Here is a 14,776-nt window from a genome sequence, read left to right as displayed (position 1 = left end):
AAGCGTCACTCACTCGACCTGACCGAGTTCGCAATGATGGAGTGCAAGGTCGATGCTCATTTATCATGGCGGCTGCTTTTACCATTGCCAAGGATACCTGCCATGAGCGCCCTTCAGTTCCGCACCCCCGTTCCCGCCGATGCCGAGCGTTGCTACGCCATCGAAATTGGCGCCTATGAAGGGGATGAGGCGGCCACGCTGGAGAAAATCCGCACGCGTATCACGCAGTACCCACAAGGCTTCCTGGTGCTGGAAAGCGACGGCGAGATTGTTGGTTTCATCAACAGTGGCTGCGCCCACGAGGTCGTGATGTCCGACGAGGCCTTCAAAGAGCTGGTTGGCCATGACCCGGCGGCCGCGAACGTGGTGATCATGTCGGTGGTTGTAGACCCGGCCCACCAGGGCAAAGGCTACGCCAAACTGTTGATGAACGAATTCATCGGGCGCATGCACGCGGCGGGCAAGCAGACCATTCACCTGATGTGCAAGGAGCAGCATGTGGCCCTGTACCAGAAGCTTGGCTACCGATACGTGAAACCGTCGCCGTCGGACCACGGCGGCATGGCCTGGCATGAGATGGTCATGGACCTTTGAGTGGACATGACATCGTAGTGTGCGCTACCCGCAGCTTGCCTAGGTGACAGCGCAGCCCAAAGGGCTGCGCATGCCCTTCATTCAACCCGGCGATGCCGAGCTGATGCCTGGCCTCAAGTGCCACTGACCAGCTGATGGGCCAGCTGGTTGTGGCGTTCCAGTACGCGCGGCAGGTCGACGGTGGCCAGCTGGCCGTCTTTCACCACGACGCGGCCGTTGATCACGCTGGTATGCACCTGGGTCGGGGTGCAGAACACCAGTGCCGCCAATGGGTCATGGTGGCCGCCGGCATACGCCACATGGCCCAGGTCGAAGGCGACGAAATCGGCGACCATGCCCGGGGCCAGGGCACCGATATCATTGCGGTTGAGCACTTTCGCGCCACCCAGGGTGGCAATCTCCAGTGCTTCGCGTGCAGTCATCGCGTCAGGGCCAAAGCCCACCCGTTGCAGCAGCAGGGCCTGACGCACTTCACCGATCATGCTGGCGCCGTCGTTGGAGGCAGAGCCATCGACCCCCAGCCCCACCGGTACGCCGTGGTCGCGCATCTTGCGTACCGGGGCGATGCCTGAGGCCAGCCGCATGTTCGAGCATGGGCAGTGGGCGACGCCGGTGCCGGTGCGGGCGAACAGCTCGATGCCGTGCTGGTCGAGCTGCACGCAGTGGGCATGCCATACATCATGGCCGACCCAGCCAAGGTCTTCGGCGTACTCGGCAGGGGTCATGCCGAACTTCTCGCGGCTGTAGGCGATGTCGTTGACGTTCTCGGCCAGGTGGGTGTGCAGCGACACCCCATACTGGCGCGCCAGCACGGCAGCCTCGCGCATCAGGTCGCGGCTGACCGAGAACGGCGAGCATGGCGCGACCACGATGCGGCGCATCGAGCCGTGGCTGGCATCGTGGTAGTCCTCGATCAGGCGTTGCGATTCCTTGAGGATGTCGGCTTCCTTTTCCACCACCGAGTCAGGTGGCAGGCCGCCTTGGCTCTGGCCCACGCTCATGCTGCCGCGCGCGGCATGGAAGCGCATGCCGATCTCGGCCGCCGCGTGGATGCTGTCGTCGAGCTTGCAGCCGTTGGGGTAGATGTACAGGTGGTCGCTGGAGGTGGTGCAGCCGGACAGGATCAGCTCGGCCATGGCGGTCTGGGTCGACACCGCGATCATCTCGGGGGTCAGGCGCGCCCAGATCGGGTACAGGTTGGTCAACCAGTTGAACAGCTCGCCGTCCTGAGCTGCCGGTACCACGCGGGTGAGGCTCTGGTACATGTGATGGTGGGTGTTGACCAGGCCTGGGATGACCACCTTGCCGGCCATGTCCAGAATCACGTCGGCGTGCTGCGGGAGGGTTTCGCTGGGGCCGACTTGCTTGATCAGGTTGTCTTCGATGAACAGGCCGCCGTTCTTGATTTCGCGGCGTTCGCCGTCCATGGTGACCAGCAGTGCGGCGTTTTTGACGAGGAGCGTTTTTGCAGGGTTTGTAGATGACATGGTGCAAGCCTGCGCAATACGCATCGGCGATTACCGATGTCATAGGCGCTCGGTATTGTAAGCAAGCTTTTTACTGATTGTATACAGCTCGAAGCGCCAGTGCCGGCCTCTTGGCGGCTAGAGCCGCGAAGAGGCCGGAACGGGTTGCAGCCATGAAAGATCACACCGCCTCGCGGCTGCTCACACCCTCCAGCAACCGGGCAATCCCCAGCGGGTTAGCGTTTTTCAACGCATCCGGCAGCAGTGCGTCCGGGTAGTTCTGGAAGCACACCGGGCGCAGGAAGCGGTCGATGGCCAAGGTGCCGACCGAAGTGCCGCGGGCGTCGGAGGTGGCCGGGTAGGGGCCGCCATGCACCATGGCATCGGAAACCTCCACACCGGTCGGGTAGCCATTGAGCAGCAAGCGCCCGGCCTTGCGTTCCAGCAACGGCACCAGTGAGGCAAAGGTGCGCAGGTCGTCAGGTTCGGCAATCAGGGTGGCAGTCAGCTGACCTTGCAGGTGACGCAATGCTTCGGCCAATTGCTGGGCATCGGCCACTTCAACCACCACGGTGCTAGGGCCGAACACTTCTTCCTGCAACAGCGGGTCGCCATTGAGCAGCAGGCTCACGTCGGCCTTGAACAACTGCGGCTGAGCCTGGTTACCGGTTTGCGGTTGGCCGGCCAGATGCTGGATACCCGGGTGCGCCAGCAGGTGCTGCACAGCGTTCTGGTAGCTGCGCAGGGTGCCAGCGTTGAGCATGGTCTGCGGGCTCTGGTCGGCCATGCGTGCCACCAGCGTTTGCAGGAAATGCTCGAAGTGTGGCGACCGGATACCCACCACCAGGCCCGGGTTGGTGCAGAACTGCCCGCAGCCCAGCACCACCGAGGCGGCCAGCTCGGTCGCCACCTGTTCACCGCGAGCCTGCAGAGCCTGCGGCAGCACGATCACCGGGTTGATACTGCTCATTTCGGCGAACACAGGGATCGGCTGCGGGCGCGCTGCGGCCATGTCGCACAGGGCGCGGCCACCGCGCAGCGAGCCGGTAAAGCCGACCGCCTGAATGGCTGGGTGCTTGACCAGTGCTTCGCCCACACCGGCACCGTAGATCATGTTGAAAACGCCTGCCGGCATGCCGCTGCCGGTCACTGCACGGTCGATGGCCGCGGCCACATGGGCCGCAGTGAGCATGTGCCCGCTGTGTGCCTTGAACACCACCGGGCAGCCGGCGGCCAGCGCCGAAGCGGTGTCACCGCCAGCGGTGGAGAAGGCCAGAGGGAAGTTGCTGGCGCCGAACACGGCCACCGGGCCCACGCCGATGCGGTACTGGCGCAGGTCCGGGCGCGGCAGCGGGGTGCGCTGGGGCAGGGCGCGGTCGATGCGTGCAGCGTAAAAGTCGCCACGCCGTACCACTTCGGCAAACAGGCGCAGCTGGTTGCTGGTGCGGCTGCGTTCGCCGCGGATGCGTGCTTCAGGCAGTGCGGTTTCGCGCATCACGTCCTGGATGAAGTCATCACCCAACGCGTCCAGTTCGCTGGCGATAGCGTCGAGAAAAGCGGCGCGCTGGTCCGGGCGGGTGCTGCGGTAGCTCGGGTAGGCCACCTCGGCGGCCTGGGCGGCGGCCTCCACCTCGTCGCCGGTCGCCTGGTGGAAGGCGTAGGGCAGTGCTTCACCGGTGTGGGCGTCGAGGCTGTGCAGCAGCACGTCACCGTGGCCACTGAGCTGGCCGGCGATGTGGTTCAGGCGGTGTTCGATGGACATTTCGTTTCCCGTTGGCAATGACAATCGTTGGTCAGGACTGTAGGGGGCGAACGGGGGGCTGAATAATGATTAATACGGATCGGGCGATAACGAGCAGTTATCACCCGGGTTCTCGCGATGCCCTGCAGGAGCGGTCATGCAAGGCGTCAGGGCTCACTCGGCCATCTGCAACTCTGGCAGCTTCACGCGCAACGCCCGGGTCAGCCCCAGTAGCACCAACAGGCCCAGGCCCATCCAGCACAGGCCGATGGTGAACGACAGGCTGGTCAGGCTGCTCCATAGCCACAACGTGCTGAGAAAGCCCAGGCCGGGAATGGCGCCGTACAGCAGGTAGTTGCGGCAACCGCGCAGTTTCTGGTCAACCAGGTAGTGCTTGACCACCGCCAGGTTCACCGCCGAAAAGGCGAACAGTGCGCCAAAGCTGATCATGTTCGCCACGGTATCCAGGGTGATTACCAGGGCGATCAGCGACAGCAGGCTGACCACCAGGATGGCAGTGGCCGGCACGCGCTTTTTCGTCACCAGCTGGCCGAATGCCCGCGGCAATGCGCCGTCGCGACCCATGGCGAACAGTACGCGCGACACGCTGGCCTGGGACACCATGGCCGAGGCGAAGCAGCCCGCCACGTAGGTAGCGGTGAAGGCGGTTACCAGCAGCTCGCCGCCCACCCGGCGCATCACGTCCACCGACGCCGAATCCGGGTCGGCGAAGCTGCCCCAGTCGGGGAACACCATCTGCGCGCAATAAGACACCACCAGAAACAGCAGGCCGCCGATCAACGACACCGCCAGAATCGCCACGGGAATGCGGTAGGTCGGGTTACTGGTTTCCTCAGCCATGGTCGACACCGCATCGAAGCCGAGGAACGACAGGCACAGCACGGCGGCGCCGGTCATGATCAACGGCACGCTGAAGCCATCGTGGTGCAAGGGGGCCAGCAGCGACACCGGCTCCGCCTGTCCGCTGAGCTTGAGAATGGACAGGGCGACGAAGACGATGATGAACACCAGTTGCACCACCACCAGGATCCAGTTGACCCGGGTGATCGACTCGATGCCGATCAGGTTGAGGAAGGTGACCAGGGCAATGGAACCCGCTACCCACACCCAGGCATGGATGGTCGGGAAGTATTCCGACATGTAGATGCCGATCAGCAGGTAGCTGAGCAGCGGCAGAAAGATGTAGTCGAGCAGCAGTGTCCAACCGGTGATGAAGCCGATATGGCTGCCGAAGGCCTTGCGCGTGTAGGTGTAGACCGAGCCGGAGTAGGGGTGGGCCTGGACCATGCGGCCGTAACTGTAGGCGGTCAGCAGCATGGCGGCGAGCGTTAGCAGGTAGGCGGTGGGCAGGTGCCCTTTGGTCATCTGGGTGACCAGCCCGTAGGTGGTGAATACGGCCAGGGGCACCATGTAGGCCAGGCCAAACAGCACCAGGGCGGTCATGCTCATGGACTTGCGGAAGCGGCCGGTGCTGGTGCCGGGTTGCGAGGGTGCATGCGGGGCGGGGCTATGGGCTGTACTTGTTGTTGTATGCATTGCTAACTCCTGAAAAGGGATGCAGGACACCGCGGCAGGCGAGCAGGCTCGCGACCGTCAGGTGTTGTGCAAGGAGGTCGAGCGGAAAGCTCGCAGCGCTGGGGCGGGTTGATGCTCCCACACCCTGCAGGCACCCGGAATCACCCTTTGGGGTGAGCGGACACAGCCCTTGCCCGGCTCACCCCAAAGGGTGATTCCGGTGCCTGCAGCGCCGTGGGAGTATCTGCTCAACGACGCACCGCACTGGCGGCGGTGCCACTGAGAAGAAACGGCAGGCTTACAGTGACCAATCAATTGCTTTCAGAACAATGGTTCGAGCACCAGGCCAAGGTCACCGAGGCGATCGGCCGGCCGGGCTTTGCCGCCAGCCTGTTTGCTGCACTGGGTGTGATCCGGCCGATCCAGGCGACCACGGTGTACCTGTACCCGCACGACGGCATGCCCTGTGCGCTGTTCGAGCAGGATGACAAGGCGCCCTGGCAGCCCGAGGGCAATGTCAGCCGCTACCTGTCGGGCTTCTACCTGCTTGACCCGTTCTACGGTGCTTGTGTGGAACAGGTCGAATCCGGCTGTTACGGGCTGTTCGAAGTGGCACCCGACCACTTCGAGGTCAGCGAATACTACCAATCGTTCTACCGCCACTCGCACCTGGAGGATGAACTCAACTACATCCTGCAGGTGGCGCCCGGGCAAAGCCTGGCGGTGTCGCTGGCCTTCACCGACAAGCTGGATGGGCAAAGCCGCACGCGGTTCGGGCTCATCACGCCTTGGGTACTGGCGGTACTCGGCAAGCATTTTGCCGGGCTGGACAGCCGCGCAGGGCGCTTCGAGAACATCCTCGAGCAACGTATTCATGCCGCGCTGAACAATTTCGGCAGCTCGCTGCTGACCGAGCGTGAATGCCGTATCGCCCAGCTGATCCTGCGTGGCCACTCGACCAAGTCACTGGCCGAGCGGCTGGGGGTGTCGGAAGACACCATCAAGTCGCACCGCAAGAACGTCTACGCCAAGCTCGACATCGGCACCCAGTCCGAACTGTTCTCCCTGTTCATCGATGCACTGGCCAATGCCCAGGGCGTGCTGGGCAAGGACCCGCTGGAAAGCTACATGGGCAAGCTGCGCTGAACGCCAGCTGCCCTGCAACCCCACCGCAAAGGAAAACCAACAATGAACGCGCCTTTCGCCCCGCAACGCCAGACCCGTGACTACCAGGCAGCCGATGCCGCCCACCACATTCATGCCTTCCTCGACCAGAAGGCGCTGAACGCCGAAGGGCCGCGGGTGATCGTCGGGGGCGAACGGCTGCACCTGTGGGACAGCGAGGGCAAGCGTTACCTGGATGGCATGTCCGGCCTGTGGTGCACCCAGCTCGGTTATGGCCGTCGTGACCTGACGGCCGCCGCGGCCACGCAAATGGATCAGTTGGCCTATTACAACATGTTCTTCCACACCACCCACCCGGCGGTGATCGAACTGTCCGAACTGCTGTTCAGCCTGCTGCCGGGGCACTACAGCCACGCGATCTACACCAACTCCGGCTCCGAGGCCAACGAGGTACTGATCCGCACCGTGCGCCGCTACTGGCAGGTGGTTGGCCAGCCAGGCAAGAAAATCATGATCGGCCGCTGGAACGGCTACCACGGCTCGACCCTGGCGGCCACGGCGCTGGGCGGGATGAAGTTCATGCACGACATGGGCGGGTTGATTCCGGATGTGGCACACATCGACGAACCCTACTGGTACGCCGAGGGCGGTGAACTGACCCCGGCCGAGTTCGGCCGCCGCTGCGCCCTGCAGCTGGAGGAAAAGATCCTCGAACTGGGTGCCGAAAACGTTGCCGGCTTCATTGCCGAACCCTTCCAGGGGGCCGGCGGCATGATCTTCCCGCCGGAAAGCTACTGGCCGGAAATCCAGCGTATCTGCCGCCAGTACGACGTGCTGCTGTGCGCCGACGAGGTGATCGGTGGCTTTGGCCGCACCGGCGAATGGTTCGCCCATGAATACTTCGGCTTCGAGCCCGACACCCTGTCGATTGCCAAGGGCCTGACCAGCGGCTATGTGCCCATGGGCGGCCTGGTGCTGAGCAAGCGCATTGCCGAGGCGTTGGTGGAACGCGGCGGGGTGTTTGCCCACGGCCTGACCTATTCCGGCCACCCGGTGGCGGCGGCAGTGGCCATCGCCAACCTGAAGGCGCTGCGTGACGAAGGCATCGTGCGCCAGGTGAAGGACGACACGGGGCCGTACCTGCAGCGCATCCTGCGGGAAGTGTTTGCCGACCACCCATTGATCGGCCAGGTGCAAGGGGCCGGACTGGTGGCGGCGCTGCAGTTCGCCGAGCACAAGCCGACGCGCAAGCGCTTTGCCAACGAGAACGACCTGGCCTGGCAGTGCCGCACCTTTGGTTTCGAGGAAGGGGTGATCATTCGCTCGACCCTGGGCCGGATGATCATGGCCCCGGCCTTGATTGCCAACCACAGCGAGCTGGATGAGCTGGTGGAGAAGACCCGGATAGCCGTAGACCGCACGGCGCGGCTGGTCGGCAAGCTCTAAGCCGCTGACAAGGGCAACGCACTTCCCTGTGGGAGCGGGCACGCCCGCGAACACCGGCGAAGCCGGTGCCATCCACCGTGTCGCCTGATTCGCGGGCATGCCCGCTCCCACAGAGGGAGTGCGGCGTGCTTGCGGACTGTGTGGTACCTGTTACTTGCGCAAGAAGGACCGCCACGACGGTCGTCTGGAGTACAAATGTACACTCTCGAATTCTGGCAACAACGCGCCTCGGACCTCTACCTTCCGGCCCATGCACTGATCGACGGCAAACCCGTCAACGCACAGGATGGCGCCACCTTCGCTGCCATCAACCCCGCCACCAACAACGTAATGGCACAGGTTACCGCCTGCGGCCATGCCGAGGTCGACCTGGCCGTCGCCAGCGCCCGTCGAGCCTTCGAGCAAGGCCCCTGGCCGCGCATGGCGCCTGGCGAGCGCAAGAAAGTGCTGCTGCGCCTGGCCGAGCTGATCATGGCCCATCGCGAGGAGCTGGCCCTGCTGGACTCGCTGAACATGGGCAAGCCGGTGATGGATGCCTACACCATCGACGTGCCGGGCTCTGCCCATGTGTTCGCCTGGTACGGCGAGGCGCTGGACAAGCTGTATGACCAGGTGGCGCCCACTGCTGCCAATGCGCTGGCCACCATCACCCGCGAAGCACTCGGTGTGGTCGCGGCCGTGGTGCCGTGGAACTTCCCCCTCGACATGGCCGCGTGGAAGCTGGCCCCGGCGCTGGCTGCCGGTAACAGCGTGGTACTCAAGCCCGCCGAGCAATCACCGTTTTCGGCCCTGCGCCTGGCCCAACTGGCGCTGGAAGCGGGGTTGCCGGAAGGCGTACTGAACGTGGTGCCGGGCCTGGGCGAGCAGGCCGGGCAGGCGCTGGGCCTGCACCCGGATGTGGACTGCCTGGTATTCACCGGCTCCACCCAGGTGGGCAAGTACTTCATGCAGTACTCGGCGCAGTCCAACCTCAAGCAGGTGTGGCTGGAGTGCGGCGGCAAGAGCCCAAACCTGGTGTTCGACAACTGCCAGGACCTGGACCTGGCTGCGGAAAAGGCCGCCTTCGGCATTTTCTTCAACCAGGGCGAGGTGTGTTCGGCCAACTCGCGGCTGTACGTGCAGCGTGCCATCCACGATGAGTTCATCGAGCGCCTGCAGGCCAAGGCTCGCCAGTGGCTGCCCGGTAACCCGCTGGATCCGGCGAGCCGCGCCGGGGCCATTGTCGATGCCGAGCAGACCGGCCGCATCGAGGCCGCCATCGTGCGTGCCGGGCAAGAGGGCGCGCGATTGGTGTGTGGCGGCCGACGCCTGACCATCGAAGGTTCGGACAACTACATCGAGCCGACCATTTTTGCCGGTGTCGAGGGCCGCATGAGCCTGGCGCGCGAGGAGGTGTTCGGCCCGGTACTGGCGGTCAGCGCCTTCGACACGGAAGAAGAAGCCGTGCGCCTGGCCAACGACAGCATCTATGGCCTGGCAGCCTCGGTGTGGAGCGACGACTTCAACCAGGTGCACCGGGTAGCGCGGGCGTTGAAAGCCGGTACCGTATCGGTGAACACAGTCGATGCGCTGGATGTGACGGTGCCGTTCGGTGGGGGCAAGCAGTCGGGGTTTGGCCGCGATCTGTCACTGCATTCGTTCGACAAGTACTCGCAACTCAAGACCACCTGGTACCAGTTGCGCGGCTGATGTATTGATCATTGACCGCGTCGTCTGCTTCGCGGGCATGCCCGCTCCCACAGGTTCAGCACAAGTCTGAGGGTTGTGCTGGACCTGTGGGAGCGGGCGCGCCCGCGAAGAGGCCGTATCTGGCGCAGCAGCGGGACCCGGTTAGAAGTCCACGCTAGCCGAAAGCTGATAGGTCCGCGGCGCCCCCAACCCCAGGGTCTGGGTCAGTGGCACACCCCAGTAGTCCTTGTCCCCCAGGTTGGCGATGTTCGCTCGCAAGGTGACCGGCTTGTTGGCGACCTGGGTCACAAAGCGGGCGCCAACGTCGAAGATCGTGTAACCCGGAATCGACAGGCTGTTCTCGGCATTGATGTATTGCTTGGACTGTGAGGTCACGTTGCCGGTCAGGGTCAGCCCATCCAGGCCGGGGATGTCCCACTCCATGCCCAGCTTACCCTGCACCTTGGGGTAGGCCGTGGCGGTCTTGCCATCGTTGGCACCACCTGCGGTCTTGGTCAGCTTGGGGTCGACATAAGCCACGCCCCCCATCAGGCGCACGTCGGGCAGAGGGGCACCGAAGAAGCTCCATTCCACGCCCCGGTTACGCTGCTCGCCACCGAACGAAAAGATGTTGGTGACCGGGTCGGTGTAGCTGCCCGGGCGCTTGATTTCATACAGCGCCAAGGTGTGGCTGAAGGTGCCCAGGTCGAGCTTGAGGCCGATTTCCTTCTGTTTTGATTTGTACGGCGCGAACACGTCGCCATAGTTGGCAGCGGTGATCGGTGCGGCCGCGCCTTTGCTCAGGCCTTCGATGTAGTTGGCGTACAGCGACAGCTCATCGGTCAGCTTGAACAGGATGGCCCCGGCAGGGGTGGTGGCGTGGGTGTCATAGCCTGGTTTGTTGCGGGCACCGGTATTGGTGTTGTAAGTGTCGGTGACCACTTCCTGGCGACGTACGCCGAGGGTCAGTTGCACCCGGTCATCCAGCACCGACAGGGTGTCGGCGATGCCATAACTTTTCAGGTCGTTTTCCGTGTGGGCAATCAGTGGCCAGGCCTCCGATACCTTCGGGCCCCAGACAGGGTTGTAGATATTGGTCGTCCAGTTCGAGCCGGCGGCGCGGCGGCCGAAGTCCTTTTGCGTGTCGCTGTACTGGGTGGCGTTGACCGACCATTGGTGGTTGATGCCGAAGGTGTCGAAATGGCCACGCAGCCCCACCTCGGCAGAAGTCTTGTGGATCTCCATCTGCAACTGGCCCATCGCGGTGGTGAAATCACCGGCGCTGTTGTTCACCGTTGCTGTGAGTGCGCCGCTGTAGCGATAGTCCGTCTTGCTGGTGCCGACCGCGCCATAGGCCAGCAACTGGTCGTTCAGCTCGTACTCACCGCGCAGGATGACGCCCTTGTCCTTGGTTTCCACATAAGCCCAGTCGGGGTTGAGCAGTGTGTCGTTTTTTGGCGGTTTGGGGACTGGTACCCCAGCGGCCAGGCCCATGCCGCGGTTCTGGCCGCTGATGTGGTCGTCGGTATCGAACAAGTCGAGCGACAGCTTGCCACGTTCGCCACGCCAGTCCAGGGCCAGAGAAGACAGCACATTGCGCTGGCGTTGATCGTCGATGGCAGTGTCGCCGTCGCGGTACATGCCGTTGAAGCGCACGCCAAACTGGTTGCCCTCACCGAAGCGCCGGCCAACGTCGACATGGCCGCCAAGCTGGGCATCGGAAGCGTAGGTGGCGGTCAGCCGGGTCAGCGGCGTGTCGCCAGCGCGCTTGGGAATCAGGTTGACAATACCGCCCACCGAACCGCCGGGCGGCATGCCGTTAAGCAGCGCCGACGGGCCTTTGAGTACTTCGATGCGTTCGTACATTTCGGGTGAGGCGCGGTAGTAGGGGGCCATGCCGAACAGGCCATCGATAGTCATGTCACTGACGCTGGTCTGGAAGCCGCGGATCGAGTAGTTCTCGCTGTAGGTGCCGGTCAGGCCGTTGCTGAACACTGACGGGTCGGTGGCGGCGATAACGTCGGTGATGTCCCGGGCCTGCAGATCCTGAATGTAGGTGTCGGTGTAGCTGACGGTGCTGAACGGCGTTTCCATGAAGTCTTTGTTGCCCAGCAGGCCCACCCGCCCGCCGGTGGCCACCTGGCCGCCGGCATACACCGGTGGCAGTGGATCGGCAGCGCTGGCTTGGGCGTCGATCAGGGTGGCGGGCAATTCCGGGGCGGCGGTTTTTTCTTCAGCGGCCTCGTGGGGGTTGGCTGCGTCGGCGTGTGCGGCGATTGGCGCCAGTGTGCAGCTACCAAGGGCCAGGCCAATGAATACGGCATGTGCCAGCGGGGTGCGCGGCAGCGCAGGCAATGCCAGGGCAGGGGACGAGAGTGTGTGCAAGGTACGGATGGACACGCGATGGCTCCAGAGGGACAGATGGCGGGTTGTGTTTTTGCATTTAAAAAGCGAAGACGTAAGGCAAATGAGAATCACGTGCTAACGCAGTGGCAGGCATTTGCAAAAAGGCAGTGCCTAGTCCTGATAGCCCCTGATCACGTCATCCGCGATCAAAGCCAGTGAGGTCGGGCTGGCGGCTGTGACGTACCAGGCCTGCGGGTCGACGAACACCACGCGGCCGTGCTTCCAGGCGTTGGTCTGGCGCAGCAGGGGGTTGTCCAAGGTGTCTGCCGTCATCATTGGGCGGTGCTCCATGACGGCGGTGCGATCCACCACATAGAGGATGTCGGGGTTGGCCTGCTGGATGAACTCACTGGAAATCGGCTGGCCATGCAGGCCGGTATCCAGGGTAGTGGTGGCCGGCTTGACGCCCAGGTCATTGAAGATGAAGCCGTAGCGCGACTGCACGCCGAAGGCGCTGAAGGCGCCGTTGTTGTGCAGCACCACCAGGGCCCGCTCCGGGCGGTCGCGGGTGACGCTGCGCGCCTGGGCCAGCTTGGCCTCCAGTGCGTCAGCCTTGCGCTGGGCCAAGCCTTGCTTGCCGAACACCTGCCCAAGGCTGAGCAGGTGCTGCCTGACCATGGCGACATGCCCGGTTTCGCTGTCGCGATAGTCCACATCGAAGTGCAGGGTCGGCGCCATTTCGCTCAGTTCGTCATAGTGGTTGGCCTGCAGCGAGGTGATCAGGATCAGGTCAGGCCGCGCCGCATGCACCCGCTCCAGGTTGGGCTGCACGATCGAGCCGACATCTGCCGTTTGCCCGGCATCCTTATAGCGTGCAAGAAAGTCCGGCACGAAGTCCTTGGGCATGCCCGCCACGGGTACGCCCAACTGGTCGAGGAAGTCCACTTCGTTCATGTCCAGAGCCACCGTGCGCTGTGGCAGTTGACTGATCACTGTGGTGCCCAGTTTGTGCTGTACGGTTAACGGCGTGTAGTCGCCATGGCGCGTGGTGTTCGCCGGTGCCGCTGTGGTTGCCGTGGGCTCGTTGCAGCCGTGCAGGGCGAGGGTGGCGGCTAGCAGTAGCGCCAATGGCCAGCCGTTGGCGGGGTGGTTGCGGTTCATTGCTGTTCTCCGGGTGGGTTGAAGTAGTTGCACAGGCGGCCGCGCGCGCTGTGGGTGATGTCGAAATCCAGCCCGTACAGCGCGTGCAGCTGTCGCTCGGTCACAACCTGCTCGACGCTGCCGCTGCAATGCACACGGCCACCCTGCATGGCGACGATGCAGTCGGAGTAGGCGGCTGCAAAGTTGATGTCGTGCACCACCAAAATCACCGTGCGGCCGAACTCGTCGCACAGCCGACGCAGGGCGCGCATGATCTGCACGGCGTGGCGCATGTCGAGGTTGTTCAACGGCTCGTCCAGCAGCAGATAGTCGGTCTGTTGGGCGATGGTCATGGCCAGAAAGGCCATTTGCCGCTGGCCGCCGCTGAGTTCATCGAGGTAGGCCTGGCGCAGCGGCTCCAGGGACAGAAAGGCAATGGCCTGGTCGATGGCCCGACGGTCTGCAGCGGTGAGCGCACCACGGCTGTAGGGGAAGCGGCCGAACGCGACCAGTTCGTCGACGGTCAGGCGCAGGTTGAAGTCGACCGACTGGCGCAGGGTGGCCACGCGCCGGGCATAGTCGCCGATGGCGATGCTGTCGATGCTTTGCCCGTCCAGGCGTATGTCACCGCTGGCAGGCGCCAGCAGCCGGGCCAGCATCATCAGCAAGGTGGACTTGCCGGCGCCATTGGGGCCGATCAGCGAGGTCAGCTGCCCGCGCGGGAAGCTGGCGCTTACCCCGCTCAACACCTCTTTGCTGCCATAGGTTTTGTGCAGGTCGTGGACAGTAATCATGCGGCTCCCCGGTTGCGCACCATCAGGGCGAGGAAGTAGGTGCCACACACCAGGTTCACGAGGATGCCGACGGTGGTCCTGTAGTTGAAGACATGCTCGACCAGCAACTGGGCGGCAATGAACACGGCAATGGCCACGGCGCTGCCGAGGGCCAGGGTGACCCGGTGGCGGAAGGTACCGGCCATCGCATAGGTGATGTTGGCGACGAACACGCCCATGAATGCCGTGGGCCCCAACAGGCTGGTCGACACCGCGACCAACGCTGCGATCAGCGCCAGCAGCAGGCGCACGTTGCGCCGGTAGTCCACGCCCAGTGAAATGGCCTGGTCGCGTCCGAGTGCCAGCACGTCCAGCACCGGTACGGCCCGGGCCAGCAGCACACACACGCCCGCCACCAGCACGGCCGAATACAGCAGCAACTGCGGCGATGCCCGGTTGAACGAAGCCTGGGTGTAGCCCAGCAGCATCGAGAACTCGCCGGGGCTGACTTTCAGCTGGACGAACTGGGTGAACGTGGCCATGACCATGGTCAGCACCAGGCCGACCAGCAGCAGGAAGTACACGTTGTTTTTGCCGTCACGAAACAGCCAGCGGTGCAGGGCCCAGGAGTAGCCGAGCATCAGTAGCATCGAGAGCAGGAAATTGCCGTCACTGCCGAGCACGATCAGCCCCTGCACGCCCATGCCCAGCACCAGCAGCGCCTGCAGCAGCAGGTACACGGCTTCGTAGCCCATGATCGCCGGGGTGAGGATGCGATTGCCGGAAAGGGTCTGGAAGGCGATGGCGGAGCAAGCCACGCACACGCCACCGATCACCATGGCCGCCAGGCGCACAAGGCGCTTGGGGATGAGGTAGGCGAAATCCGCCCCAGCGTTGACGAACACGAACAGCGTGGCCAGAGCGACCACGGCCAGTCACAA

11 protein-coding genes are annotated in these 14,776 nt (G+C 63.9%); 4 read left to right on the top strand and 7 right to left on the bottom strand.

Annotation, left to right across the window (positions count from 1 at the left end; genetic code table 11):
• The first annotated feature begins 102 nt into the window (after positions 1-102).
• Positions 103-594, top strand: coding sequence for a GNAT family N-acetyltransferase (locus tag ACI7M0_RS16165; protein ID WP_047603929.1), 492 nt, complete (start codon positions 103-105; stop codon positions 592-594).
• Positions 595-707: 113 nt separating this feature from the next.
• On the opposite strand, the gene ACI7M0_RS16160 is transcribed toward ACI7M0_RS16165, so the two are convergent.
• From ACI7M0_RS16160 to ACI7M0_RS16150, 3 genes are all read right to left on the bottom strand, one after another.
• Positions 708-2,081, bottom strand: coding sequence for an 8-oxoguanine deaminase (locus tag ACI7M0_RS16160; protein ID WP_029615658.1), 1,374 nt, complete (start codon positions 2,079-2,081; stop codon positions 708-710).
• 160 nt (positions 2,082-2,241) lie between these two features.
• On the bottom strand, positions 2,242-3,822 hold the full coding sequence (locus ACI7M0_RS16155) for an aldehyde dehydrogenase (NADP(+)) (RefSeq protein ID WP_129931953.1): 1,581 nt from the start codon (positions 3,820-3,822) through the stop codon (positions 2,242-2,244).
• A gap of 153 nt (positions 3,823-3,975) precedes the next feature.
• On the bottom strand, positions 3,976-5,358 hold the full coding sequence (locus tag ACI7M0_RS16150; RefSeq protein WP_104887420.1) for an APC family permease: 1,383 nt from the start codon (positions 5,356-5,358) through the stop codon (positions 3,976-3,978).
• A 282-nt stretch (positions 5,359-5,640) separates the two neighbouring features.
• On the opposite strand from ACI7M0_RS16150, the gene ACI7M0_RS16145 reads away from it, so the two are divergent.
• The 3 genes from ACI7M0_RS16145 to ACI7M0_RS16135 all read left to right on the top strand — a co-directional run bounded on the left by ACI7M0_RS16145 (position 5,641) and on the right by ACI7M0_RS16135 (position 9,597).
• Positions 5,641-6,483: a helix-turn-helix transcriptional regulator gene (locus ACI7M0_RS16145; protein WP_010953510.1), complete on the top strand. Its 843-nt coding sequence runs from the start codon at positions 5,641-5,643 to the stop codon at positions 6,481-6,483.
• A 42-nt stretch (positions 6,484-6,525) separates the two neighbouring features.
• On the top strand, positions 6,526-7,908 hold the full coding sequence (locus ACI7M0_RS16140; protein ID WP_003250846.1) for an aspartate aminotransferase family protein: 1,383 nt from the start codon (positions 6,526-6,528) through the stop codon (positions 7,906-7,908).
• Positions 7,909-8,103: 195 nt separating this feature from the next.
• Complete coding sequence (locus tag ACI7M0_RS16135) at positions 8,104-9,597, top strand: aldehyde dehydrogenase (RefSeq protein WP_129931954.1); 1,494 nt, start codon at positions 8,104-8,106, stop codon at positions 9,595-9,597.
• 141 nt (positions 9,598-9,738) lie between these two features.
• On the opposite strand, the gene ACI7M0_RS16130 is transcribed toward ACI7M0_RS16135, so the two are convergent.
• From ACI7M0_RS16130 to ACI7M0_RS16115, 4 genes are all read right to left on the bottom strand, one after another.
• A complete protein-coding gene (locus tag ACI7M0_RS16130) occupies positions 9,739-11,976 on the bottom strand; it encodes a TonB-dependent siderophore receptor (RefSeq protein WP_104887422.1) in 2,238 nt (745 codons plus the stop codon).
• 117 nt (positions 11,977-12,093) lie between these two features.
• A complete protein-coding gene (locus ACI7M0_RS16125) occupies positions 12,094-13,083 on the bottom strand; it encodes a siderophore ABC transporter substrate-binding protein (RefSeq protein ID WP_129931955.1) in 990 nt (329 codons plus the stop codon).
• Positions 13,080-13,856 (bottom strand): ABC transporter ATP-binding protein, encoded by a 777-nt coding sequence (locus ACI7M0_RS16120; protein WP_064491494.1) that lies wholly within the window; start codon positions 13,854-13,856, stop codon positions 13,080-13,082. Before ACI7M0_RS16120 ends, ACI7M0_RS16125 begins: the two co-directional genes overlap by 4 nt.
• Positions 13,853-14,770 carry an iron chelate uptake ABC transporter family permease subunit gene (locus tag ACI7M0_RS16115; protein WP_129931956.1) on the bottom strand — a complete coding sequence of 306 codons (918 nt, stop codon included), beginning with the start codon at positions 14,768-14,770 and terminating at the stop codon, positions 13,853-13,855. Before ACI7M0_RS16115 ends, ACI7M0_RS16120 begins: the two co-directional genes overlap by 4 nt.
• Positions 14,771-14,776 lie beyond the last annotated feature (6 nt).

The sequence above is a fragment of the Pseudomonas sp. 10(2024) genome, from assembly GCF_045164175.1.
Classification (GTDB): Bacteria; Pseudomonadota; Gammaproteobacteria; order Pseudomonadales; family Pseudomonadaceae; genus Aquipseudomonas; species Aquipseudomonas alloputida.
Note: the sequence above shows the minus strand (reverse complement) of the source record. Positions and strands in the feature narration are given on the sequence as shown.

Coding starts and splice junctions, on each gene's coding strand:
- ACI7M0_RS16165 (WP_047603929.1), top strand. CDS start 103: ATGAGCGCCCTTCAGTTCCGCACCCCCGTTCCCGCCGATGCCGAGCGT.
- ACI7M0_RS16160 (WP_029615658.1), bottom strand. CDS start 2,081: ATGTCATCTACAAACCCTGCAAAAACGCTCCTCGTCAAAAACGCCGCA.
- ACI7M0_RS16155 (WP_129931953.1), bottom strand. CDS start 3,822: ATGTCCATCGAACACCGCCTGAACCACATCGCCGGCCAGCTCAGTGGC.
- ACI7M0_RS16150 (WP_104887420.1), bottom strand. CDS start 5,358: ATGCATACAACAACAAGTACAGCCCATAGCCCCGCCCCGCATGCACCC.
- ACI7M0_RS16140 (WP_003250846.1), top strand. CDS start 6,526: ATGAACGCGCCTTTCGCCCCGCAACGCCAGACCCGTGACTACCAGGCA.
- ACI7M0_RS16135 (WP_129931954.1), top strand. CDS start 8,104: ATGTACACTCTCGAATTCTGGCAACAACGCGCCTCGGACCTCTACCTT.
- ACI7M0_RS16125 (WP_129931955.1), bottom strand. CDS start 13,083: ATGAACCGCAACCACCCCGCCAACGGCTGGCCATTGGCGCTACTGCTA.
- ACI7M0_RS16120 (WP_064491494.1), bottom strand. CDS start 13,856: ATGATTACTGTCCACGACCTGCACAAAACCTATGGCAGCAAAGAGGTG.